We start from the raw sequence: 25,076 nt of genomic DNA, 5'->3' as shown, positions 1-25,076 counted from the left end.
CTTAGAATCAGCCCTCCTTTTTCTGAACAGCCTTGAATGTGTTGGTTACAAGACCGGCCCGGCGAAGCTTCGCATTCACCTTAACAGAGACAGCTGCCTTGCTGAACAGAACATTCCAGCGTCCCTTAACTTTCTTGAAGTAGCTGTGATGCTGCCTGTTCATCTCTTCTCCAAAGCCGAATATGTCACTCCCGTATTTGGACTGGACACGTTCGATTACACTCTTCAACCGCTGCGCAAGCACGGTCTCTATCCGACTCTCATAGCTTTGGTAAATGTTCTTCTTACTAAGGTCATCTGGACACTCGGTTCCATCCAGCTGGCCTTCAACCTCAACGCTCAGCTCAATTTGCGGAATATCATTTTTTACAGACATCTTTATTTTTGCGCCCGTCTCCTTCAAGTCCACGGTAAACTTCTCTTTGACGCCCTCTTTGCAAGCTGCCGAAATAACGGTCTGCTTCAGCTTGTTATCCGCAAGCAGAACATAGGGTATATCTTCGACCGGCAGCGACCCGACATATTTGTCTTCCCTGAATACCCCAAGTCCATCCACAAATACGAACGCATCCGGCGACACCTTTTCCATATTGCCAGTTGATTTCCCTTGCTCGGATGAACCGCGTATCCGGACAATGGACATGATCGGCTCCCGTCCCGGAGACATCAGTGAAATAACCATATCCTCCAGCCTGATATCCGGGTCCCCGCCCCACTCCTCTTTGAGCGTCTGCATCTGCGTGTTGAGCTTCATGGACGGCACCTTCTGTACCGGATAGGTAATCTGCAGCACATCCGCGGCACTAGACTTGCGTGCCAAGACAATTTCGAAGTCGTTGCGGACTTCACGGCTTCGTTCCATGTAGTCAAAGAAATCGAACAGTCCTTCACGGGCCACATCCAGGCTGATTACGAGCAGGCGCATATGCGAGAATATAAGCTCCCTGGTCATTCCGGTATTCATTTTTTGCGCAAGCTCGGCTATCGTATCCCCTTCTCGCCAATATACAATCGCCGGCGCAGCTGTTCCGCCCTTCTTCTGATTCAGCTCCGGACTGTTGATCACTTCAACCGTAAGCTTATACTTCTTAATCTCACCCGCATCGATCGCCATTCCAGTTACGACGGACATTTCATTCACCTCCCGTCTGTCCCAGCATCCCGTCTGGCAAAGCAACGACAAGATCAGGACAGGCAGCAGAACAAGGCGCCTGATCATGACGGATCACCTTTACGCTTGCTTTTTCCTTCTGAAGGATACATAGGCGGCGGAGAGGGCGATTCACTCTCCTGCTGCTTGACGGCACCTGCCGGCTTCAGCATTTGCGGCCGCAGCTTGGAAGCCCAGACCGGAAGACGGAAGAAGATATCCTTCTGATCCTTCAGAATGAAGGGAGCAATAGGTGCCAGATAAGGCACACCAAAGGACCGGAGGCTGCAGAGGTGCCCAACCATGACCATAAGCCCCAGGAACACGCCATACAGGCCGAACACGCCTCCCAGCACAATAAGCCCGAAGCGAAGCAGCCTGGAGCTGATCGAGAATATATAATATGGGGCAACGAAGCTTGAGATGGCGGTCAGGGCTACAACAATTACCATCGTATTGGAGATAATTCCCGCTTCAACAGCAGCCTGCCCAATGACCAAGCCGCCTACAATCGAGATGGTACCGCCCACTGCCCGGGGCATTCGCACACCCGCTTCACGCAAGATTTCAAAGGTTACTTCCATCAGGAAGGCTTCCACGACAGCAGGAAAGGGCACTCCCTCCCGCTGGGCAATAACGGAGATGAGCAGCGGTGTAGGAATCAGCTCATGATGATAAGTAATGACCGAGACATACAGTGACGGCAGCATCAGTGCGAACATAAACGACAGATACCGGATGAAACGGAGGAAGCTGCCCATCAGAAAGGACTGGTAGTAGTCCTCCGGTGCGACCATGAAATCATTAAATACAGTCGGCAATGTAATGGCAAAAGGCGTACCGTCCACCAGGATAGCAGCCTTGCCGGATACCAAATGAGCCGATACGGCATCTGGACGTTCTGTACTGTAAACAGTTGGAAACGGCGTCAGCGTTTTGTCCGCGATAAATTCCTCGATATTCCCCGTCTCAAAAATAGCATTCGTATGAATGTCGCTCAGCCGCTTGCGCGCCTCATCAACAATACCTTCATTGGCTATACTCTTCATATAAACCAGGCAAACGTTAGTGCCCGTGTCTGTTCCGATCGTGAAGGTCTCGATCCGGAGCTTATGATTCCGGATTCGCTTGCGCAGCAAACTCAGATTGGTTCGGAGATCTTCCACGAAGCCGTCTTTGGGCCCTTTTACAATGGTCTGAGTGGTTGGCTCCTGGATCCCCCGCTGGCCGCCCCCTTCCGTGAAGACAGCGACGGCGGCACCAACCCCTTCAATGAATATCACACTGTAGCCTTCAAGCATCTTCTGGACAGCATCCTGATTCGTCTGAATGATTATGTGGGCAGAGCCGCCTAACATCCTGGCACAGAGCATCTCCAGTTCATCAGTACCCGCAACCGATTGATCGCTGGGGAGCTGGCCGATAGGCTGAAGTACCCTCTGAGTAAGAAGCTGCGCATCCGTGATCGTGAGCAGGTAGCAGAGCATTGCCTGCTTCTGGCCGATTTGCAGCTCCTCCAGCCGAAGATCCTTCGTTTCCCCGAAGAGTTCATTAAACTCCCGGCGGCATTCTTCAAGGCTGCCCGTTAACGGTCGGTCACTTCCACTTCTGTAACGTTCTCCTGAATCCATGACGTTTCACCCTCCTCTGCCTCCAGCGTTGTATCAGCAGTACGGCAAGCATCAGCACCGGAATGATGATTTGGAAAGGAACATGAAGGAATACGGGCACGATCTCCACCCCTTCTTCAATATGCTCCGCAAAATTACCAGCAATAATGATGGACAGAAACCCTACCATTAACCCGCAGGGAAGAACAAAATGCCGATACGGTATACGGGTGAGAAACTCCAATCCTTTCAACCCGCCGTAGAAAAACAGGCTGACTTTAACGAAAATGCCGACCATCATGATAAAAACAACCAGCGCGTCCAGCCGCTCGATAAAGTTCGCGATCGAGATTTCGCGGACAACACTGAGCAGGGGAAAGGTCGATCTGGCGACCATATCCCCGCCAAGCACAGCGACCATCAAGCCGGAATGGTACGATAGCACCGCACCTGACAGAATGGTCGCAAGCAGAGCGGTAAGCGGCATGTAGCCTGGATGGGTAGTGTGGGCCATAATGACCATAAGAACAACGGTCTCTCCATAAGGAAAGGTTATCAGCTCAGGGAAAACGACCTTCATGACAGGATCCCATCCATCCCCTAATACCGGCAGCAGGTTTTCGAGCTTGATGTCTTGACCGGCGATTAGAAATAACGTAATAAGCAGAACAAAGGTAATGAAATACGGCACAAATGTCTCCGACATTCTGCCAAGTACCTCCATTCCCATATAGACCATATAGATCACCGTCAGAATAAACAGCAGGGTCACAATTTCCAGCGGCGTTTCCGGCAGGACGTCAATGATGAGCAGTTCTGTAAAATCACGCAGGACGCGGCCTGCTATGTAAAAGAAATACAGGATATAAAGGACCGCAAACAGCGTTGCCAGCCAGCGGCCGAAGGTAACGGACAGAATATCATAGAGACTGCTCCCCGGCTTGAGGCGTAGGATGTAAACATAGATCAGCACGAGGACAAGACCAATCGAACATCCCATTAGCTCGGCAATCCACAGATCCTGCTTGGCATCAGCAGCGCCAGCCCCTACAACAATGGCTGAACCCACCTGAAACAGAAAAACAAGCACGAACAGCTGCCATATGGAGATGCGCTCCAGCAGCGGAGTAGTCATCTATTTTCCCTCCTTCCTTGCCCGCCAGCGTCTAAAATCAATGACAGCGGCGCACGCGAGTACTGCCGGTATGTAGAGCAGAAGCAGCGCCTCACCCTTGAGCAAATTGTCAACCCAGAGCATCTCCACCGCTTCCATTAACGGCATTTTATAGATGAAAGCATCCATAACGGCCAACCCTGACATCAGCAAGAGAAGCAGAACAGCGGACACTAACGAAACCATCGGTCATCACCTTATTCCATCCAATATTTCGTAGTGTGAGCATAAACTTAACTTTCCATGCGGGTATTTACAACAAGCTGGCTGGCGCATGCAGACAAAATAAAAAGGACTGCCGGATGATCTCATCCTGACAGCCCGCGGCCTGCCGCACCAATACTTTCGTTCAGGTTAGCTGTTCGGTTCCACAGGCGCAGGGGAAGGCCTTCCGAAGAGATAGCCTTGTCCGAGCTGGATACCCGCATTCTTGCAGAACTCCCATTCCTCTGCTTTCTCTATGCCTTCGGCCAATACCATGCCGCCATAAGCTTCCGCCAGGCTCTGGATCGCGCCAATCTTCCCCTGTTGTTCCAGGGACTGGTGGCAGCCGTCTACAAGAGAACGGTCGAGCTTAATAAAATCAGGCTTCAGCTCCTTCAGGAGCGCCAGGGTCGAATGTCCCTGGCCTACATCGTCCAGCGCCACCTGAACACCGTTATCCTGGTACACCCTGAAGACGCGTTTCAGATGCTCCACATCCTCCACCTTCTCCGTCTCAACGACTTCAAAGACAAAATCAGCCGGATCCTGTTCCAGTCTTTTGATAGCCGCAAACGTGTGGCTCAGACAGTAATCCGGATTATAGATGGATGAAGGAAGAAAGTTGATAAACCGCTTCCTGCCCCTCGGAACCAGTGCCGCACCCACCTCAATGGCACTGATTCGGGCCTGACGGTCCAGAAAGGAATGCAGGCCTGTCCGTCTGGCAGTCTCGAACAGCTCATAGGGCTTGAACTCAGGACCTTCCGGCAGCGGCCGGAGCAGAAATTCATACCCGTACACAGAACCGCCGGACGCCTCATAAATGGGCTGCATGTGACTCGTAAATTGTCTTGCACTGATTAAACTGACCATATCACTATGATCCAGCCGCTGCATATAATAATGAACTGGGAGAAATGCTGTGCGGGAACGGTAAGGGTCCGATTCACCCGTAACCCGGACAAGCCGGCCTTCCTCCTCCGCCTGCAAGCGCTTCAGAAGATGAAACAGCTCTTCCTTACTCTTATAGGGATATGCCCGGACTTGGTCGTGATCAGCTGTGTACAATTCCACTGTTCCCTGGTCATACAAGGGTGCCGCAGAGCTGCAGCTTTCGCATTCGGTCATGAAAATCGCCTTTCTGTCGTCGGATTCGCCCATTAAGGAACCCGCAATGATTTTGTCAGGTATGACTATTATATCGGAACACAGGCTTCACTTGTGATATAAATCATCATTATTCGACAAAAAATCTGACCAGACACAAATATCCGTACCCAGCTCTTCGGGGCCATCCCCTGCAGAGCTTGATACGGATATTTGCGGCGTTACTATGACAGCAGCCGGAGCGGCGGTGCTTGAAGCCTCTCCTGCCGCAAGGCCGTCCATACGGCTTGCAGTGTCCTCTGCAGCTGCCAGGCTGTACGGCCGGCTGCAAGCACACCCAAGCCATGCTTGCTTGTCAGGCTTGCCCCTGCCAGCACAGCATGTGCCCCTGCTTCCTCGGGCAGCTCTTCCAATGCTGCCCTGACAGTTTCCAGCCAGCCGGCATTGATCCGGTCGGAGAAGGCATATAGTGTGCCAAGATGTGTCTGCTCTTCCCAAGATCCGGGCGCCTTAAGCTGCTGCAGACCGGGCTCGATCAGCTGGCGCTGATAGAAGATAAGCTCGTCACCATGATAAACCTTGAGACGGTTATCCAGCTTCCGGTAGACGAATGACTCCCCGCGCAGCAGCCGTCCCGGACTCAACACCTCTGCCTGCATCCATACCGCCCCGTTTCCGAGCTGCACTTCTGACTCATTCATCAGGGCGGCGCCGCGGTACAGCATGATCGGCTCCATCATGCTCTGCATCAGAGCACCCTCCTCCACCTTGAAGCGCTGCTGCATCACAGCTCCCGCGCCTTCCTTGCAGGGATGCACCTTCGTGTAGCTCTGATTCGTTACATAGACAGATGTGCCTGGACCAGCCCGCCAGTCAAACTGGTAGATATCGCCTTCGAGCATGCCCGGAGAGGCATCCATGACAATAGCGGCTAGCTCCCCGCTGTAATCGAACGTTTTGGCGATCTTGACCGGGGCGGTCTGATATTTGCCTGTCATGACCGTTTTACCGCCCTGTTGGTCAAACTCCGCCCGCAGGAAGGAGGTGCGGGAAACCTTCTCCTCCCGCTGCTGCTCAGTGGGAATGGGCAATGCCCTGGGCATGCTGAAGCTCATGCTCAATCCAGTGCACAATCCGGTCGACGCCTTCGCCGCCGTGCAGGTTGGAGAAGATATACGGACGGTCGCCCCGCATCTTCTTCGTGTCCTCTTCCATTACCTCAAGGCTGGCGCCTACATAGGGAGCCAGATCAATTTTGTTTACCAGCAGGAGATCAGAGCGCATGATTCCCGGTCCGCCTTTGCGCGGGATTTTCTCCCCTTGAGCCACGTCAATAATATAGATGAACCGGTCCACCAGCTCCGGGCTGAATGCAGCTGCCAAATTGTCTCCTCCACTTTCAATCAGAATGAAATCAAGATTATCGAACCGGGCTTCCAGTTCCTCGACAGCCTCGAAATTCATGGAAGCATCCTCCCGGATTGCCGTATGCGGACAGCCGCCTGTTTCGACGCCGATGATGCGTTCCTCCGGCAGGCATCCTGTGTGCAGCAGAATACGCGCGTCTTCCTTCGTATAGATATCATTCGTGATGACCGCCATATTGTATTTGCCGCTGAGCGCCTTCGCGATACGCTCGACGAGCGCTGTCTTGCCGGAGCCTACCGGCCCGCCGATCCCAATGCGAACCGGCCGGGACCGGTCAAGAGACGGCTTCTCCCATTCCTGATGATGATGACCTTGTCCTTGACACATTGCGCATTCCCCCTGTGTGTTATTGCAGGCATTCACACCTCGCCCCGCCTGCTCCTTAAGACATAAACAACCGTGAATAGAGTGTTTCGTGACGAACCATCGCCAATTCTGACATCGGCATATTGGTATAGGCATCAGCTGGATTCATCCGCAGAACCAGCTGCCAAGCTTCCGCCGTTCGCGGTGACAGCCTCGCAATCAGCTTCTGCCCTTCTGTCTGCCCCATCGACATCAGGCGCAGTGCACTGTTTACACAGGTGACAATACAAGTGTACAGATATCCCTGTACAGCCTGCTCAAGCGTCACACCTAATCTCAAACAGGCAATGCCATGAACCAGCGGATGGGAGGCAAAGCATCGTCCTTCGGCAAACGCCTTCCTGAGCGGCTCCCAGTCCAGATCCGGATGGATACTAACCGCAAGCTGCATTAGCCTCCGGCCCATCTTCTCCACTCCGGTGCGGGATTCCGCTCCAATCCGCTGAACATGAACCAGCCTCTCAATGGCCCAAACCTGCTCCCAGCCTGATTCTTCCCACTCATATACAGCCTTGATAATCATCGCATCACTCGTTGCCCAGCTCTGCAGCAGCATTGCACCGGCATATCGCTCAAGCTCCAGAACCGTCGTGATCCGCCCCTCCTGTACCAAGGTCTCCAAGCCGAAGGAGTGAGAGAATCCGCCGACCGGCAGTGCCGAGTCCAGCAGCTGCTGCACAGCCAGCCAAGGAATCATGTGCCCTCCCCCTTCCTGTTCATCTGTGTGCGCCTTGCTCAAAACAGGAAATACCGCTGCGCCATCGGGACAATCTCGGCAGGCTCACAGGTGCACAGCTCCCCATCCACCTTTACCTGATAGGTTTCCGGATCTACCTCGATTAGCGGCGTAGCATCATTGAGGACCATATCCTTCTTCGATATTCCACGGCACCCGCGGATTGGTTCAATCCGCTTCTGCAATCCAAGCTCTTCGTGAACGCCCTTCTCATATGCCGCACGGGAGATGAAGGTGATGGAGCTGGTCGTCAGCAGCCTACCGAAGGATGCGAACATCGGCCGGCCATAGACCGGCTGGGGCGTGGGAATCGACGCATTCGGGTCCCCCATCTGCGCATAGGCAATGCTGCCTCCCTTAAGCACAAGATCCGGCTTCACTCCGAAGAACATTGGACTCCAGAGGACCAGGTCGGCGAATTTCCCGGGCTCCAGTGAGCCCACGATATGCGATACCCCATGTGTAATCGCCGGGTTAATCGTATATTTGGCCACGTACCTCTTGATCCGGAAGTTGTCACTCTTGGTATCAGGCGCAAGCGGACCGCGCTGGCGCTTCATCTTGTCAGCAGTCTGCCATGTACGAATAATAACCTCGCCCACCCGGCCCATTGCCTGTGAATCCGAGCTGATCATGCTGAACACGCCCAAATCATGCAAAATATCTTCCGCCGCAATCGTCTCCGGCCTGATGCGGGAGTCCGCAAACGCGACATCCTCCGGAATCCGGCTGTCCAGGTGATGACAGACCATCAGCATATCCAGATGCTCTTCGATCGTGTTCACGGTAAAGGGACGTGTCGGATTCGTGGACGACGGGAGCACATTCACCTCGCCTGCCGCCCGGATAATATCAGGTGCATGCCCGCCGCCGGCACCCTCCGTATGGTAGGTATGTATGGTGCGGCCACCAATAGCCTCAAGCGTATCCTCCAGAAAACCGGCTTCATTCAACGTATCTGTATGAATAGCCACCTGCACATCATACTGGTCAGCTGCCTGCAGACAGGCATCAATTGCTGCGGGCGTGGTCCCCCAGTCCTCATGAAGCTTGAGCCCGATTGCCCCGGCTTCGATTTGTTCAATCAAGGGTCCAGTGAAGGAGGCATTGCCCTTCCCGGTAAACCCGAGATTCATCGGGAAGGCTTCTGCTGCTTCCAGCATCCTCCGCATGTGCCACGGCCCCGGTGTGCAGGTGGTTGCATTCGTACCCGTCGCTGGTCCCGTGCCTCCGCCTATCATCGTGGTAACCCCCGAGGAAAGCGCCGTCTCAATCTGCTGCGGGCAGATAAAATGAATGTGTGCGTCAATTCCGCCTGCCGTGACAATCTTGCCTTCAGCCGCGATGACTTCCGTCCCCGCCCCTACAACCATGCTGGCGTCGACTCCATCCATGAGATCCGGGTTACCCCCTTTGCCGATTCCGACAATATGACCGTTCCGGATGCCGATGTCCGCTTTCACAATGCCCCAGTAATCAATAATGACTGCATTAGTAATAAGGGTATCAAGCACCCCGTCGCTGTGAAGGGCGCCGCTAGACTGTCCCATGCCGTCACGGATGACCTTGCCTCCGCCGAACTTGCACTCATCTCCATAAACGGTATAATCCCGTTCAATCTCTGCCCACAGCTCGGTATCTGCAAGCCGTACAGCGTCACCTGTTGTGGGTCCGAACATCTGGGCATAGCTCTTCTTGTCCATCCTGCTCATGACCCGTCTCCTTTCCATGCGTTCAGCCGCTGCCGGACTTCATCGCTCATTCCGCCGCTCTGCGCTTCACCCCTGCTCAAATTATTCAGACCATAGGCCAGCCGAGCGCCGCCGATTTCCGTCAGCCGGACAGGCTTCTCCTCACCCGGCTCAAACCGCACTGCGGTTCCCGCCGGAATATCAAGACGCATCCCAAACGCGGCTTCACGGTCGAATTCTAGCCCTCTGTTAACTTCGAAAAAATGATAATGGGAACCGACCTGGACAGGACGGTCTCCGGTATTGACGATCACCAGTTCTTTCCAAGCCCGGCCGGCATTCAGCTCAATATCACCATCTGCTACTCTATATTCTCCTGGTATCACTGCTGCACGCTCCCTCCGGCTTCTTATCCCTTCCAAGCTAGATTGTTCATATACTAACCGGCAATCGGATGATGAATGGTTACAAGCTTTGTCCCATCCGGAAAGGTAGCTTCCACTTGAACCTCGTGAATCATCTCGGGCACACCCTTCATCACCTGATCCGGCCTTAAGATTCTTGTGCCATACTCCATCAGCTCAGCCACACTCATCCCATCCCTGGCACCTTCAAGAATTTCAGATGTAATCAGCGCCACGCACTCCGGGTAGTTAAGCTTGACTCCCCTGCCAAGCCTCCGCCTTGCAAGATCAGCCGCAATTGTAACCAGTAACTTTTCCTTTTCCCGTTCGGTCAGCTGCATAAGCTACCACTCCTGTTGATTGATTTTCCTAAAGCCATTATAGCCCCCTTTGTCATGTAAGTAAACCTTCCATGTAAGGAAAACTAACACATACCATGGCTGAATTTGCAATTTCTTCATTCCGCATTGACTAGCAGGCCCATTATCTTTCCAAATCCTCCCTTCATTGGTCTCTGACACATTCATATCCGCCAGGAATCGACAAAACGCTTGAAATCCCTAGCAAATGGGTCGGGCTTATGCTAAAATGATTGGCAGGACAAGAACAGGGAGGGAACATCTTGGCGGCTAATAAAATGAGATCCGATATGATCAAAAAAGGGTTCGACAGAGCTCCGCACCGCAGTCTGCTTCGGGCTGCTGGCGTTAAGGAAGAAGACTTTGGCAAGCCGTTTATCGCGGTCTGCAACTCATACATCGACATTGTACCCGGTCATGTGCATCTTCAGGAATTCGGCAAGCTGGTTAAGGAAGCGATCCGTGAAGCCGGCGGTGTTCCTTTTGAATTCAATACAATCGGTGTTGACGACGGCATCGCAATGGGCCACATCGGCATGCGTTACTCACTGGCAAGCCGTGAAATTATTGCAGACTCCGTTGAAACTGTCGTCAACGCACACTGGTTCGACGGTATGGTTTGTATTCCGAACTGTGACAAGATTACCCCGGGTATGATGATGGGTGCGCTCCGCGTCAACATCCCAACCGTATTCGTCAGCGGCGGACCAATGAAAGCAGGCAAAACCTCTGACGGCCGCTCCATCTCGCTCTCCAGCGTATTTGAAGGCGTAGGTGCATTCCAGGCTGGCAAAATTGACGAGGCAGGTCTTCAGGAGCTTGAGCAGTACGGCTGCCCGACTTGCGGATCCTGCTCCGGCATGTTCACAGCGAACTCTATGAACTGTCTCGCAGAGGCGCTTGGCCTTGCCCTTCCAGGCAACGGCACAATCCTGGCTGTTGCTCCAGAACGCCGTGATTTTGTTAAGAAATCAGCCCGTCAGCTCATGGAGCTGATCAAGCTGGACTTGAAGCCGCGTGATATCGTGACGAAGGATGCCATCGACAATGCATTTGCGCTTGATATGGCAATGGGTGGTTCAACCAATACAGTACTTCACACACTGGCGCTGGCTCATGAAGCAGGATTCGAATACCCGATTTCCCGCATTAACGAAGTTGCCGAGCGCGTGCCGCATCTGGCGAAGATCGCTCCGGCATCGGATTATCATATTGAAGACGTGCATAACGCCGGCGGTGTGTCTGCGGTTCTGAACGAGCTGCTGAAGAAGCCAGGCGCCATTAACGGAGAGTGCATTACCGTAACGGGCAAGACACTCCGCGAGAATGTACAGGGCCAGGAAATCAAGGACACGGATGTCATCCATCCGCTTGACAACCCGCACAGCGAACGCGGCGGACTGGCTGTACTGTTCGGCAACATCGCACCGGAGGGTGCAATCATTAAAGTTGGTGCAGTCGACAAATCGGTCGGCGGCTATCATAAAGGTCCTGCGATCTGCTTCGATTCCCAGGACGAGGCGCTTGCCGGCATTGCAGGCGGCAAGATTCAGGAAGGGCATGTTGTTATTATCCGCTATGAGGGTCCGAAAGGCGGCCCGGGCATGCCGGAAATGCTGGCCCCTACCTCCCAGATCGTGGGTATGGGTCTTGGTGCGAAGGTCGGTCTTGTAACAGACGGCCGTTTCTCCGGCGCATCGCGCGGTATCAGCATCGGTCACGTTTCTCCGGAGGCTGCCGAGGGCGGACCGATCGCCTTCGTGCAGGACGGCGACATCGTGGAACTCGATCTGAACAACCGTACCATGAACGTATTGATCAGCGATGAGGAGATGGCCGCACGTAAGGCACAGTGGAAAGGCTTCGAGCCAAAGATCCGCCGCGGCTACCTGGCCCGTTACTCCCATCTGGTAACCAATGCCAGCATGGGCGGCGTTATGAAGATCTAAAATACAGCAACTGCCCCTTGTATCGACCGATACAAGGGGCAGTTTTTTTGATTATAGAGATCCTGCATAGTCGAAAAGGGTGTGTTAGTACCCTTGTCCTTGGCCGCCGGACATAATAGCTACACCAGAGCTTGTACCAATACGTGTGGCGCCTGCAGCGATCATGGCCTGTACCGCTTCCATGTCCCGCACACCGCCAGATGCCTTGACACCCATATCAGGCCCGACGGTATGGCGCATAAGCGCGATATCTTCAACCGTGGCTTGACCGGGTCCGAAGCCTGTCGAGGTTTTGACAAAATCAGCTCCTGCCGCCTTGCAGATCAGACATGCCCTTACCTTCTCCTCATCAGTCAGCAGACCCGTCTCTAGAATTACCTTAACGGCTGCACGGCCGCGGCACATGCCGACCACTCCCGATACATCCGCCTCGACTATATCGTCCATGCCTGATTTTAACGCCCCTACGTTAAGCACCATATCAATCTCGGTGGCTCCCCCCGCTATGGCATCTCTGGCTTCTGACATCTTGGCGAAGGTCGATGTTGCTCCTAGCGGAAAACCAACGACCGTTGTAATGCCGACGCCCGAGCCAGCAAGCTGAAGAGCCGTTTCAGGCACCCAGAACGGGTTTACACATACCGTTGCAAATTGGTGGGTCTTTGCCTCTTCACAGAGCTTTGTAATCTCCTCAAGGGTACTCTGCGGCTTCAGCAGAGTATGGTCAATATAAGCTGCAATCTCTTGGGTTGGAATCGTTTGACTCATTGTTTTACACTCTCCTTATAATAATTCTGCTCACGTTAACGGACTGCTGCTTGTTCTTCCCGCTTTAACAAACTGTCTGCTGTATACTGATCCGTGACTAGCACATTTGTGTACCTGCCCTTAAGTGCTCCGTATACCGCATTGACCTTGCTGATACCGCCCGCCACCAGGATCGACTGTTCCTTCTTCTTCAACTCATCCAGTGTGATGCCAATGGTCCGGTTGTCCAGCTCCCGGCTGCAGAGAACGCCATCCACGTCGATGTACCGTGAACAGATATCTCCCGCTCCGCGTTCGTAGATAACAGCCAGATCAGCCTCTGTAAAATAATTCGCTTTAATCAGCACGGAATCATCGGTAGGCGCACCCACAGTGACCATCGCGATGTTAGCACGCTGGCCAAGCTCCAGAATATTGCGGATATGCCGGTCCGCCTCAATGGCATGCTTCACGACCGCGTGATCGACGATGGCCGGCAGCGGGATGAAATAGGGCGATGTCTGAAAGGCTTTGCCAAACAGCTGAACAATCTGATGCGCGTATGTATCCGTCTCGGAATGGCTGACACCGCCATTTAACTGCACGACCTTCACATCCCGGACATGCTTGGGCCTCAGGTGAACAGCCACCTGATACAATGTTGTTCCCCATGTCGTGGCAATAATATCCCCGTCCTGGACAGTGTCCCATAAGTACCCGGCTGCTGCTTCGCCCAGGTACCGCTTGATAACGGCTTCTTCTTCGTCAGGGACCGGTACCACCACCGCTTTCTTAAGCCCAAACCGCTCTTCCAGCCGTCTAGCCGTTATCCCGCTGTTCTTCTTCGGATCTACAATCCGGATCTGAACAATGCCTTCTTCCTTGGCAAGCTGGAGCAGCCTGGATACAGTCGGGCGCGATACCCCAAGACGCTTGGCAATTTCCTGCTGACTGTAGTCAAGCTCATAATACATGCGTGCCGCATCTATTACTTTGGCCTGCTTGTCCTCCTGCTTGTCCCATATCAGTGCTTTCTCCACAATCGTCTACGTCATCCTCTCTACAGCAGCCGACAGCTTATCAGCTTCCTCCATTCCAGTATGAGGAAGGATTGAAATTTTGTAAAGTCAATAATTTCACATCTGTTCTTACAAAAGCGAACAAAAGCCGCTCAAGGTGTAACTTCACCGGCGGCTTTGTCAGCTTCATATGCTCTTATAGGCTTTGGTGCCAGCTCAACCGGCGGTCTTGTCCAATGGCGGTCGGGTGTGGTCGGCGGGTCGTACCGCTTATGAAATTCATCCATCGACATGGCAATAATGCGAGGGATAAGCGTTCCCTTCTTACTCGTCACCCGCTTGCCTCCTCCCGGGTGAAGCACCCGCAGCAGGAGCCGCAGATAGAATCGGGTTAATAGATTGAACAGTCCCTTGGGAAGATCGAGTACGCTGAATCCGAACGACTCCGACCCCCGGTGTATCATACTGACGCCGTAGAGGCCGCTCACCCCTTCAAATTCCTTGCGGCCTGCCATATGGACAGCCAGCTTCGGAAGAGAATGCTCGACCTCCCTGATCAGCTGAATGGCGCTCTGCAGCACCGACCGGGAATTCATCATGACATGGAGCAGCTTGCGGTTATCAAAATGAAGCTCGATCACCCGGTCATTATTCCGGATGATGCGGCCGTCCGCCAGCTTCAGCGGCTCGCCGTGGTAAGGACATATCCGGTAATGGAAGATCGAATCTCCTGTGCCGATTCTTTCCACCTTGAACATCACCCGAAAACATTTTTCCCAGCCGATCCAGAGGCTGATGGCGGCCCGTTTCCACATGCTGATCTTAGCTTTGCCAGATACGGCAGCCTCTCGCTTAACCGCTTTGTCACAAGCATTGTCGGTCAGGGCAATCAACTGATCGATCGCCACAAAACGGTATCCGCGCTCCCGGCCTGCAGTCATATAAGCCTCCAATGCGGCAAGCATTTGGACGGGGGCATTATGATCCGCTCCGAATGTGGTCCCGCAATCATGCAGCAGCAATACCTCTCCTGGCCTCAGCTTCTTCATCATCCGTTTGGTAAGTCGTTCAGCCCCAACCCGGTTTCGCCAGTCGCCGAACATGCCCGACCACAGAATAATCTGCAGATAACCCATATTAGAGAAGTCAAAGAGATTGACAATGCCCCAAGGCGGCCGGTAATAGATAGGACGTTCGCCTGTGGCAGCCTCAATTATTTCACTAGTGCGTTCAATCTGCTTCTTGACCGTTGAAGGTCTCATCAGCCAGTTCGTCTTATGTACGTAGTTATGAATGCCAACGATATGCCCTTCATCCTTCATCCGCTTCAGCAGCTCGGGATGGCGTTCAGCATTAGCGCCAACTACAAAAAAGGTCGCCTTCGCGTCAAACCGCTGCAGCAGATCAAGCAGCATCGGTGTATAAACCGGATCTGGCCCATCATCAAATGTCAGGGCAATTTCCTGTTCTGCACGGCCTTTCTTGAAGACCCGGAATCCGAAGGTTCTGCTGATAAAGCCAGGAAGAAAGGCGTAAAAAGTCAGGAGGTAAAATCCCCACAGCAGTAAGTTCTCCATATTGTCGCTTCCCCGCTATCTCGTTATGTACGCTCTCCTGTGAGCGTCTCCGCTAGATGCCAAGCTTAAACTATTGTATCATAATGCATTAAGAAATAGGCATATTTTTAATTCTATAGTACAATCAAAAATAGCAGGCAACCATACATATAACGAAGTGTATACGTTTAGACCGGCAAATATTACCATGACCAAAGGAGAACGCCGATGATCACGTTTTACCAGAAATATTGGCGCACGGCATTTGATATTGCGCTTATCGCTTTAACAGTCTGGCTTACGATGTACGCCTTCAGTTTCCTCTACCGGATTGCCACACCGGTATTCATGTCATTCGTGATCTTCCTCTGTATTGAGCCGCTTGCCAAGCGGCTGAGCCGGATTGGAATCAAGAAATCGCTGGCTTCCGCTGTTTCGATCCTGTTCTTCAGTATGGTCATCCTCAGCGCCTTTATTGGAGCCGGCATTCTCCTAACCAATGAGATCACACAGCTGATCCATAAGCTGCCCGAATATCAGAAGCTGCTGACCATCCAGGCGACAAACCTGATTGCCTGGGCCCAGGATCAGATCGGCGCCCTCCCGGCTGATATGGATCTTGTCACCAAATCGCAGCAGATTATCAGCACCGTGACTGCCTGGGGACAACGGGTAGCCGTGGATGTGCTAAATTCTCTTGTCGGCTTCCTGTCCTCCCTGTCCTCCTTCATCTTCAACTTCGTCATTGGAATTGTGCTGGCTTACTTCTTAAGTGTCGAAATTGAAAGCTGGAAGCAGACCGCCAAACTGAAGACACCCAACACCTTCAAGAAGGCCTTCTTCTTCCTGAAGGATAATGTGCTCGCCGGTATCGGCGGATACCTGAAAGCACAGGCTATTCTGATTTCCATCACCTTTGTCGTCATTCTTTCGGCGCTGCTGCTGCTTGGCGTCAATAACGCCTTCATGATTGCAGCCCTGTCGGCCATCGCTGACGTGCTTCCGCTGCTCGGCGTATCTACGGTGTTCATTCCATGGATCATTTATCTGTTTATTGTCGGAAATACTGCGCTTGCGATCTGGCTCTCCGCCATCCTCCTCATCGTCATTCTGACCCGGCAGATTCTGGAGCCCAAGATAACAGGAGACACACTCGGCGTGTCCGCTTATACGATGCTGGTTTTTATGATCATCTCACTCTCACTGTTTGGAGTAGGCGGTGTCATAATCTCCCCGATTCTCGTTATTCTGATCAAAGCATTGTACGACCAGGGCTATTTCAAACGATGGATCCGTGCGCCTAAGGGCGAATATGACGATCCCGCCGCACCACCGGATAGCGGACCACCAATACCCGGTCAACCGCTAGTACCTCCCAGCAGTCCGCCAAGAGCTGACTAAGCTGCTGTCACTGCACCAGTGGATGAAGCTGCCTTGCTCATAAGAGCATCAAGGCAGCTTCTTCTCATGCTGGGCAATTATCTTCATAACGTCCCGGAAGATAACGACCGCCTGGTTCGCACTGTCCTTAGGCCGATTCTTGGCCAGTATAGCTACCGCATAACGCGGCTTATGTACCGGTCCGAATCCCGTAAACCACTGGTGGTTAACCTCTCGTCCATTCAAATAGGACTGGGCCGTACCGGATTTACCGGCTAACTGCCAGCTTCCAGCCTTACCGATCGACCGTCCCGTTCCGTGGTCAACTACAGCCTCCATACCCTTCAGGAGGGCGGAGGCCGTCTCTACGCTGATCCGGCCTGCCGGAGAAGGAGAATCCTGCAGCGGGAAACTCATCATCGTCTGCCCATTGGCATAACGGATCTCCTTGACCAGCCTGGGCGCGAGCACCCTGCCGCCCTGCAAGAGAGTAACGACCAGATTCGCAGCCTGGAGCGGCGTAACAGCGGCATCCCGCTGGCCTATGGCGGTCTGGGCTACAGCGCCGCTGTCCGCTGCCGACTCTCCTTCCGAAACAAAGATACGTCCCGCCGCCTCCTCAACAAGCGGACGAAGCGGTCCTTTAAGTACTCCATGGCCCTTCTCTGTATACCAGCCTATACGCCGCCCTAGCCCCAGCTGATTGGCTGCAGCAGACAGCTCCCCCGCGCTTAACCGTTCTGACAAGACAGCAAATGTGACATTGCAGGACTGGGCAAGAGCCTCGGTTAAATTCAGCTCTCCATGCCCCCCGGGCAGCCAGCAGGACAAGCCGTAATGTCCATATTCGCCATTACAGCGGAACGTCTCCTTGTAATCCGTAACGCCGGCCTCCAGCGCTGCTGCAGCGGTAACGAGCTTGAACACCGAGCCAGGCGCTGCAGGCTGCAAGACATGGTTAACCGTCTCCCTGCCGCCTTCACGAATATGATTGGGGTTGAATGCAGGCATGGACACAGCAGCTGCTATATCTGCGCTGTCAGCTTCCAGGACGACAATGGCCCCCTCTTTAAGGCCTGCTTGCTCCGCATACTGTTCAATCGACCTCTGCAGCCGGAGATCAAGGGTTGTGACAACCTCAAGCGGATAGTAGGGATTATCGGGCTGCTTTAATCGCACCTCTCTGCCCGCTAGTCCACCCGGCTCACGGATTTGGGAGCGATACAGAACAGTAGGGCCTATCCCTCTCAGCAGCTTGTCCAGCGAGCGCTCAAGCCCCTCTCCGCCTACACGGTCAGACAGCTTCATCTTACCGGAGGCCAGCTCTGAAGCATACAGCTCGGCAATCTGCTCGGGATTTTGGCTGACGTACCCGATCGCGTGAATGCCTGGCAGTGATTCGTGATAGCGAATCGAGTAAGGGACAACGTACAGGCCTTTCATATTCAATGCCATTATATTCTTTACGAGCTCGGCAGAGACAGGAGCAGGTGTTTTCTTACCGGGTTCATGCCACAGCTCCGGTTCCTTAATCGCAGCTAACCAGTCCGCCAACGATTGTGCATCGGTATGCAGCAGAGCGGCAAGCTGTACCAGCTTGGATGAAGGGCCGGTGTCAGCCTGCCTAACAGACTGATCGGGAAACGCAGCCAGCGCGTATATCTGAAGGCCGGCCAGCGGCTGGCCATTTCGGTCTGTAATCCGGCCCCGGCCTGAATCTAGGACGATCCCTTCCTGACGCTGCCTGACCGCATGCTCCGTTAGCGAGGAGCCGTATGCAGGCCAAAGTCCAGTCTGAATGACCGCCAATCTAGCCATATAGGCAAGATAGATTAAGCTGAACAGGACGGCCAGCATGCCAATCCGTCGTGCACGGCCGGTCCTTGTAAAACCTTGCTTCCTGCCTCTGTTCATACGGATACCTCCCCGCGAGTAGTAGTAATACGACCGTTACCAGTTTCACCATACGGCAGACGTTCCATCCCCGACAGACAGCAAAACAGGCTGTCTTCACCAGGATTCTCATCCCTTGGAAGACAGCCTGACAGAATCAGCCTGTGCCTAGCATGCTTATCTCATCTTCATCCTATCTTAATCTGTAGTCCGCTGACTGCCCGTATCAAAACGGGAGAGCGAGCTTTGAAGCTTGTTGGACACTTCCTCCAGCTTGTTGGACAGCTCCACAAGGCCCTCGCTTATGCCAAGCTGTTCATTACTGAGGGAAGCGACCTCCTCAGAGGTAGCTGAAGATTGCTCAGCTACCGCACTCACATTACCCATTGCTTCTGTCAGAACCGACTGCGTTTCATTTAGCTGTGATACCGATGCAGTCACAGCCTGCAGCTGACCGGCAAAGCCGCTCATCTGATTCTGAACGGACAAGAAAATCTCATTGGCTTCCTTAACGGACTGAATCTGTTCCTGGAAAAGCGGATAAGCTTCGGATAAGACGGATACCGTATCCTCAATCTCGGTCTGGATCGTCTCCGTAATCTGGCCGACAACATCAATGGACTGCCGCGACTGATCGGCCAGTTTGCGGATCTCGTCAGCAACCACCATGAAACCTCTTCCTGCCGCTCCAGCCCTCGCTGCCTCAATTGTGGCATTCAACGAGAGAATATTGGTCTGCTTGGTCAGATTATTGAGGACATCCAGGATCTTGCGAATGGAACTCGTACTGTCTTTAAGCTTATCCACCTTCTCTACCATGCTGCGTGTCATTTCTTCCGTTGTACCCGTCTTCTGAATCAGCTCGCCCATATACCGGGTACCCTTCTCACTTGCACGCTCCACTTCTGCAGCCGATGCCCCCATCTCGGTATTCGCATCGGTAACCTTCTGCATACGGCTTGCCATACTTTCGGTAATGTCACTTCCCCGCTCGGCTTCGACTGCCAAGCTGGAAGCGCCGTTCGCGATTTCCTCTGTAGCAACTGCAATTTCCTTCGCCGCCACCGCTGTCTTACGAGAAGCTTCTGTCAATTCGCCTGCCGTGCTCAGCACTTCCTTGGCCGATGAATTCGTCTGATCAACCAGAATTGTGATCTGCTCCATCATCTTGTTGAAGCTCTGTGCCAGCTGGCCAATCTCGTCTTCCTTGCGGATATCCGAGCGGACAGCCAGATTGCCTTTCTCCCCCTCATTCATCAGGTTGCGCAGCTGACCAAGCGGGACAGCAATCATACGGATAACAAGGAAGCCAATACCAATCGCTATCAATGCAGCGGCTGCCGCAATAATCCAGGTCAGATTCCGAATTTGCTTAGCATCTTCGACAAGCGAATCCACCGGTATGGAGCCGACAACCCGCCATGGCATCGTACTGAAGGTATCGTAGACAGCCAATACAGTTTTACCGTCTCCCCGCTCAGTCCGCAGTGAACCTGACTCCTCCGCATGTGTGCTCAAGTCAATATCAAACGGCTGAGCTAATACTTCCTCATTAGGACCAAATACAATATTGCCGTTGTTATCAATAATGTTCAGCATGCTGTCCTCACCAAGGGAGATATCCGCTACCTGCTGTTCGATGATGTCGTAATCAATCTCCATCACAAGCAAATATAAAGGCGCACTGTTGGCCATAGATTTAATCACTCGCGCCATTCCGATCGACGGGGTGCTGTTCGTGCCGCTCAGACCGTTCGGCTGTGTTGGTATCCAATATGTCTTGCCGTTGGCTTCTATCGCCTTGTCATACCAATCCGTCTGCATCGCACCAACGTCTGTAAGCTGAGTTCCTCCCCCGTTGATAACACTAAGGCCCTCCGCCAGCGGGATCATCGCACTGCCAAACAGCGTCTTGCCGTTCGTGTTTAAGAAAGCCTGAAACTTTGTGTCCAATTCTTGTATGAGAGAAAAGCGGGTAAAATCATCTTCATTGCCTGCCAGCAGATCACGCGCTGCATTCTGGAATTCGGTATCCACAACGAGCTGCATGGACATGGCTTCATAGTTTTGGAACATGAGGTCCAGTTTGCCAGCTGTCTGAACAATGGTTTCTTCGCTCATGCCCGCTACCTTATCTTCGATAATCGATTTCGATCGCGAGTAGGAGAAGAGCCCTACAGTGAGAACGCAAACCAGGATACCCGAGAAAATAATCAAGAATAGCTTCGTTCCGACCGACTTGGATACCCCAGCCGACAATAGCGCCTGTGTCTGCTCCCACATCCAGGAGGACAGCTTCCTGGTACCCTTCCATGCAGTACCTGAATGCGTTTTCACCTTGCTTTTCAACATCTGGCGTTTGGCAGGCGACGGCAGCAGGCTGGCCAATCTGCTTGTCCCGGTTCGACTGCCAGCCTTGTCCGGTTGTTCCGGTTTGTCCTGTTGCTTATCCTGTGACTGTGACTTGGTCAATCCTGTCTTGTCCTGCTTCCTGAACCCCTTGAACTTCATAACTAAGACACCACCCGATAAATTGTTGGTAACTGATTGTCTCTATAATCTTCGTGCTGAAGGCCGAGCTTGTAGAATTATCTATCACTCCCGGTGTTTCGTGCACAGGTTAATATAGTCCTATAGTCATAACTATAAACACCTGTTCATTTTTCTTCCCTAAAATTACCTACATCCTTATAGATAGTATCGGTCGAATTTTGTTAAAATGTTAGGTCTATTGGATAAAAAAAAGAGATTTCTACCTATAGTAGAAATCTCTTCATATCATCTTCATATCATCTTCAAGCAGCAGCCTGCATTACTTGCTCTTCCCTGTCCGCTTCCGCATCATATCCATCGCCTTAACCGGATGCTCCACCTGCATCCTGATCAGCTGCAGAGGGTGACGCGCAGCGTCCAGCTTATTTCCCTCTTCATCGGTAATCGTCCCAACGATTTGCTTGAAGAAGGTGCCCTCCGGCCCCACAAACTCGACTTCCTGCCCAGGCTTGAAGTGATTGCGCTGCTGGATCAATGCCTCGCCTGTTGCAGCATCGTAAGCCATAACCACTCCGGCGAAATCATAAGGGGCCGGCTTGTCTTCCGGCTCATATATATGATCCTCTGCACCAGGCGTATCAAAGAAGAACCCGGTGTTCAGCGGTCGGTTAGCAGCCTTATGAATTTCATCAAGCCATTCCTGCTTCAGTTCATAGCCCTCCGGATCGGCAAAATATGCATCAATCGCCTGGCGGTATACGTTAACGACCGTAGCAACATAGTGCAGGCTCTTCATTCGGCCCTCGATCTTGAAGCTGTCGATGCCGACTTCAATCAGATCGGGAAGATGCTCAATCATGCAGAGATCCTTCGAGCCCATCGTAAACTTGTCATCCTGCTCCTGGAAAGCCGGAGCATCTTCATCGACAAACAGATCATATTTCCACCGGCAGGACTGACAGCATCCGCCACGGTTGGAGTCACGGTCTGTAAAGTGATTCGACAGCACACATCTTCCGGAGAAGGAAGAGCACATTGCGCCGTGAATAAAGGCTTCAATTTCGATATCAACATGAGCCTTGATTTCAGCAATTTCCTCCACACTGGTCTCACGGGCCAGCACTACTCTTGGCAGTCCCTCATCCTTCCAGAACTTCACAGCCTGCCAGTTCAGCGTAGACTGCTGGGTGCTCAGGTGAACCTCCAGCTTTGGAGCTACCCGCTGGGCAGTTTCAATGATAGCCGGATCAGCCGCAATGATGGCCGCAATCCCGGCATTTTCAAGCTCCTTCAAATACTGTTCAAGGCCCTCGATATCCTCGTTATGCGCATAGATATTGGTCGCAACGAACACCTTCGCGCCATATCGGCTTGCGAATTCCACGCCTTCCTTCATTTCCTCAAAGCTGAAGTTGCCGGCGTTGGAGCGGAGCCCGTATTTTTGCCCCCCTATATACACAGCATCAGCGCCGTAATGCACAGCAAATTTCAGCTTCTCCAGACTGCCGGCAGGAGCCAGCAGCTCCGGCTTGTCCAAACGGTGCCGCTTGCCTGTATGACGGGGTTTAGTCATGGTTGCCATGTTCTCCACACCTCCTGTGCTCGTTAAGTTTCCTGAAGCTGCATGCAGCAGCGACATCATTAATACACTTGTTCTTTATAGAAGAATCCGAATGACAGCTCACGCCTCGGATCCTGCAGCTCCCGAATCGGATCCAGCCACTCATCCTGGAACTGATAGCCGGCCGGATCTTTCAGATACTCATCTATGGCATGACGGTAAGCGCGAACGACTGTTTCATTATACGCCGGTGTCTTAAGAATGCCCTCGATCTTGAGGGAGTCAATGCCTGCATCCAGCAATTCATGCAAATTCTCCAGCATACAGATATCGTCAGAGCTCATAATATGCGTACCGTTGCTGTCCTCATAGATCGGGTAACGTTCTTCCGGACGCTCTGTCTCAATGAGGAACAGACCTCCTGTTTGTCCAAAGCTTCCGGATTCTTCCTTCAACTCCGACTCAATGCCCGATTTAGCCTGGTGGTCAAGATAGCTGTGAAGCAGGCTGCGCTTGCTATGGTAGATGTTCGTCATCCCATGCACCTGAACCTCTACCTGAAGCTGTGTATGCTGCTTCACCTCAATAACCTGCTCCATGTTCAGCTCACGAGCCAGTACCACCCGGGAAGCTCCTCGCTTTCCCCAGTAATTCGCTGTGGCATAGTTTGTCGAAGTCATTTCGGCATTCCAGTGTAGCTCCAGCTGCGGCGCTTCAGCACGTACCGTCATCATAACCGCCGGGTCTCCGAAGATGACTGCATTTACACCCGCATCCGCCAGTCCGCGAATATAGGCCGGAAGCTCGGGAAGCGTGTCATTATCGATCAGATTGTTGACAGCCGCATAGAGCTTGAAGTTATTGGCCCGTGTATATTCCGCCGCTTCCTTCACGGCTTTCAAGTCAAACTCACCCGCCAGCCGCATGCCATAACGGGCCTCGCCAACCGTGAACGCATTCGCCCCGGCCGCGCCAAGCAGCCGCATTTCCTCAAGAGAGGAAGGCGTGACAAGCAGCTCCGGCTTATAACCGTTATCCATTGTCTGCCGCTCCTTCCTTCGCCGTTTGATTGCTCAGCCTAATGTTTCTTAAGTGTTCATTATAGCTCTCGGCGAACAAATGTGCATAAGTGCCATCTTTCTTGGTTACATAATAATAATATGGCGTATCCTCTGGATAAAGAGCCGCTTCAATGGATTCCAGACTTGGACTTGCAATTGGTCCAGGCGGTATGCCGTCAATCTGATAGGTGTTATACGGACTTTCCACCTTCAAATCCTTCTCATACAGTCTTTCCTTTGGTTTATCCAGCATATATTGAACGGTTGCATCAATCTGCAGCCGCATATGGTCCTCAATCCGGTTGTAGATAACACCTGCTACCAGCTTGCGTTCCTCGTCAACGACTACCTCACGTTCAATCAGCGAAGCGATCGTCATCATGTCATGAAATGAAATGCCGAGCTTATCCAGCTGGTCCTGCCAATCGGCAGGCAGGTTGTCCAATTTGCGGTCCAGCTCATGCAGCATCCGCTGCAGAATGTCCTGCTCCCCGCTCTCCTTAACCATCTCATAGGTATCTGGGAATAAATATCCCTCCAGCTTATGACGAAGCTTCCCGTTATCAGCTGGTACATGCTTAACCGCACCCGATTGGTCAAACAGCTCAGGCTGCTCAGCCAAACGCAGGAACTCATCACGGTCCACCAATCCTTCGGAGCTCAGCTTGTCTGCAATCTGCAGCACCGTGTAGCCTTCGGGAATCGTAAATCGGAAGGTATCCGGCTTGACTGTATCGCCATTATTCAGCTGTCGGATAACCGACTGCAGCGATGTGCCTGGTGCCATCGCATACGTTCCGGCCTGAAACCGGGAACCCTCTCCTTCATAGCGAAGGTAATACTTGAAGATAAATGCATTGCGGATAATGCCCTGCTCTTCCAAAATTTCTGCTACCTTGAACGGGGAAGAGCCGCTCGGTATTTCGAACTGGACCGGTTCACCTTCCGGCGCCGGACGAAGTCCGTTCCACACAAACAAGGCGATGCTTCCCGCTCCGGCCAGCATAAGCCCCAGCAGAGTCAGCACCACCCACATGGTGATCCGGCTTTTGGAACTGGGCGGACTCATATCCTCCCGGCCCGTATGCCCTCCCGTTGTATACGGTTCTGCCATGCCCTTATTTCAACTCCTCAACATACTGACAACTAGGGTAAAGGGACGGGATATCCCGCCCCTTCTGTTACCTA

Annotated in this window: 21 protein-coding genes; 2 read left to right on the top strand and 19 right to left on the bottom strand. The window is 52.8% G+C overall.

Translation table 11 applies throughout. The features are described from left to right. Nucleotides 1-7: 7 nt before the first annotated feature. From DNH61_RS19790 to DNH61_RS19740, 11 genes are all read right to left on the bottom strand, one after another. Nucleotides 8-1,219 (bottom strand): Ger(x)C family spore germination protein, encoded by a 1,212-nt coding sequence (locus DNH61_RS19790; protein WP_111148551.1) that lies wholly within the window; start codon nt 1,217-1,219, stop codon nt 8-10. Continuing rightward, the gene (locus DNH61_RS19785; RefSeq protein ID WP_111148550.1) at nt 1,216-2,781 is read right to left on the bottom strand and encodes a spore germination protein; all 1,566 of its coding nucleotides are present in this window, start codon (nt 2,779-2,781) and stop codon (nt 1,216-1,218) included. Before DNH61_RS19785 ends, DNH61_RS19790 begins: the two co-directional genes overlap by 4 nt. Beyond that, entirely contained in the window at nt 2,747-3,895 is a 1,149-nt protein-coding gene (locus DNH61_RS19780; RefSeq protein ID WP_111148549.1) for a GerAB/ArcD/ProY family transporter, read from the bottom strand. The genes DNH61_RS19785 and DNH61_RS19780 overlap by 35 nt, the downstream gene beginning before the upstream one ends. Then, a complete protein-coding gene (locus DNH61_RS19775; RefSeq protein ID WP_111148548.1) occupies nt 3,896-4,120 on the bottom strand; it encodes a hypothetical protein in 225 nt (74 codons plus the stop codon). Nucleotides 4,121-4,288: 168 nt separating this feature from the next. Next, nucleotides 4,289-5,266: an EAL domain-containing protein gene (locus tag DNH61_RS19770; RefSeq protein ID WP_111148606.1), complete on the bottom strand. Its 978-nt coding sequence runs from the start codon at nt 5,264-5,266 to the stop codon at nt 4,289-4,291. A gap of 203 nt (nt 5,267-5,469) precedes the next feature. Beyond that, nucleotides 5,470-6,348 (bottom strand): urease accessory protein UreD, encoded by an 879-nt coding sequence (locus tag DNH61_RS19765; RefSeq protein ID WP_111148547.1) that lies wholly within the window; start codon nt 6,346-6,348, stop codon nt 5,470-5,472. Continuing rightward, the gene (gene ureG / locus DNH61_RS19760; RefSeq protein WP_111148546.1) at nt 6,320-7,000 is read right to left on the bottom strand and encodes an urease accessory protein UreG; all 681 of its coding nucleotides are present in this window, start codon (nt 6,998-7,000) and stop codon (nt 6,320-6,322) included. The genes DNH61_RS19765 and ureG overlap by 29 nt, the downstream gene beginning before the upstream one ends. A gap of 55 nt (nt 7,001-7,055) precedes the next feature. After that, entirely contained in the window at nt 7,056-7,736 is a 681-nt protein-coding gene (locus DNH61_RS19755) for an urease accessory protein UreF (protein ID WP_111148545.1), read from the bottom strand. A gap of 38 nt (nt 7,737-7,774) precedes the next feature. Beyond that, nucleotides 7,775-9,487 carry an urease subunit alpha gene (gene ureC / locus DNH61_RS19750; protein ID WP_111148544.1) on the bottom strand — a complete coding sequence of 571 codons (1,713 nt, stop codon included), beginning with the start codon at nt 9,485-9,487 and terminating at the stop codon, nt 7,775-7,777. Continuing rightward, nucleotides 9,484-9,852, bottom strand: coding sequence for an urease subunit beta (locus tag DNH61_RS19745; RefSeq protein WP_111148543.1), 369 nt, complete (start codon nt 9,850-9,852; stop codon nt 9,484-9,486). Before DNH61_RS19745 ends, ureC begins: the two co-directional genes overlap by 4 nt. A gap of 53 nt (nt 9,853-9,905) precedes the next feature. Continuing rightward, nucleotides 9,906-10,211, bottom strand: coding sequence for an urease subunit gamma (locus DNH61_RS19740; RefSeq protein ID WP_111148542.1), 306 nt, complete (start codon nt 10,209-10,211; stop codon nt 9,906-9,908). A 296-nt stretch (nt 10,212-10,507) separates the two neighbouring features. Here DNH61_RS19740 and ilvD point away from each other — a divergent pair, with 296 nt between their 5' ends. Continuing rightward, nucleotides 10,508-12,178 carry a dihydroxy-acid dehydratase gene (ilvD, locus tag DNH61_RS19735; protein WP_111148605.1) on the top strand — a complete coding sequence of 557 codons (1,671 nt, stop codon included), beginning with the start codon at nt 10,508-10,510 and terminating at the stop codon, nt 12,176-12,178. An 84-nt stretch (nt 12,179-12,262) separates the two neighbouring features. On the opposite strand, the gene deoC is transcribed toward ilvD, so the two are convergent. The 3 genes from deoC to DNH61_RS19720 form a co-directional block, all read right to left on the bottom strand. Next, nucleotides 12,263-12,946: a deoxyribose-phosphate aldolase gene (gene deoC / locus DNH61_RS19730; protein WP_111148541.1), complete on the bottom strand. Its 684-nt coding sequence runs from the start codon at nt 12,944-12,946 to the stop codon at nt 12,263-12,265. 35 nt (nt 12,947-12,981) lie between these two features. Further along, the gene (locus DNH61_RS19725) at nt 12,982-13,965 is read right to left on the bottom strand and encodes a DNA-binding transcriptional repressor DeoR (protein ID WP_342771466.1); all 984 of its coding nucleotides are present in this window, start codon (nt 13,963-13,965) and stop codon (nt 12,982-12,984) included. A 131-nt stretch (nt 13,966-14,096) separates the two neighbouring features. Then, a complete protein-coding gene (locus DNH61_RS19720) occupies nt 14,097-15,521 on the bottom strand; it encodes a polysaccharide deacetylase family protein (RefSeq protein ID WP_111148540.1) in 1,425 nt (474 codons plus the stop codon). Between the two features lie 207 nt (nt 15,522-15,728). Here DNH61_RS19720 and DNH61_RS19715 point away from each other — a divergent pair, with 207 nt between their 5' ends. Then, complete coding sequence (locus tag DNH61_RS19715) at nt 15,729-16,901, top strand: AI-2E family transporter (protein WP_111148539.1); 1,173 nt, start codon at nt 15,729-15,731, stop codon at nt 16,899-16,901. A gap of 48 nt (nt 16,902-16,949) precedes the next feature. On the opposite strand, the gene DNH61_RS19710 is transcribed toward DNH61_RS19715, so the two are convergent. The 5 genes from DNH61_RS19710 to mltG all read right to left on the bottom strand — a co-directional run bounded on the left by DNH61_RS19710 (nt 16,950) and on the right by mltG (nt 25,002). Further along, entirely contained in the window at nt 16,950-18,794 is a 1,845-nt protein-coding gene (locus tag DNH61_RS19710; protein WP_111148538.1) for a peptidoglycan D,D-transpeptidase FtsI family protein, read from the bottom strand. Between the two features lie 177 nt (nt 18,795-18,971). Next, nucleotides 18,972-21,284 (bottom strand): methyl-accepting chemotaxis protein, encoded by a 2,313-nt coding sequence (locus DNH61_RS19705; RefSeq protein WP_245948268.1) that lies wholly within the window; start codon nt 21,282-21,284, stop codon nt 18,972-18,974. Between the two features lie 301 nt (nt 21,285-21,585). Next, nucleotides 21,586-22,848 (bottom strand): peptidase U32 family protein, encoded by a 1,263-nt coding sequence (locus DNH61_RS19700; RefSeq protein WP_111148537.1) that lies wholly within the window; start codon nt 22,846-22,848, stop codon nt 21,586-21,588. 59 nt (nt 22,849-22,907) lie between these two features. Continuing rightward, nucleotides 22,908-23,867, bottom strand: coding sequence for a peptidase U32 family protein (locus DNH61_RS19695; protein ID WP_111148536.1), 960 nt, complete (start codon nt 23,865-23,867; stop codon nt 22,908-22,910). Further along, a complete protein-coding gene (mltG, locus tag DNH61_RS19690; protein ID WP_342771465.1) occupies nt 23,860-25,002 on the bottom strand; it encodes an endolytic transglycosylase MltG in 1,143 nt (380 codons plus the stop codon). Before mltG ends, DNH61_RS19695 begins: the two co-directional genes overlap by 8 nt. Nucleotides 25,003-25,076 lie beyond the last annotated feature (74 nt).

Origin of the sequence: Paenibacillus sambharensis (assembly GCF_003233845.1) — a bacterium.
Lineage (GTDB): Bacteria > Bacillota > Bacilli > Paenibacillales > Paenibacillaceae > Paenibacillus_I > Paenibacillus_I sambharensis.
Note: the sequence above shows the minus strand (reverse complement) of the source record. Positions and strands in the feature narration are given on the sequence as shown.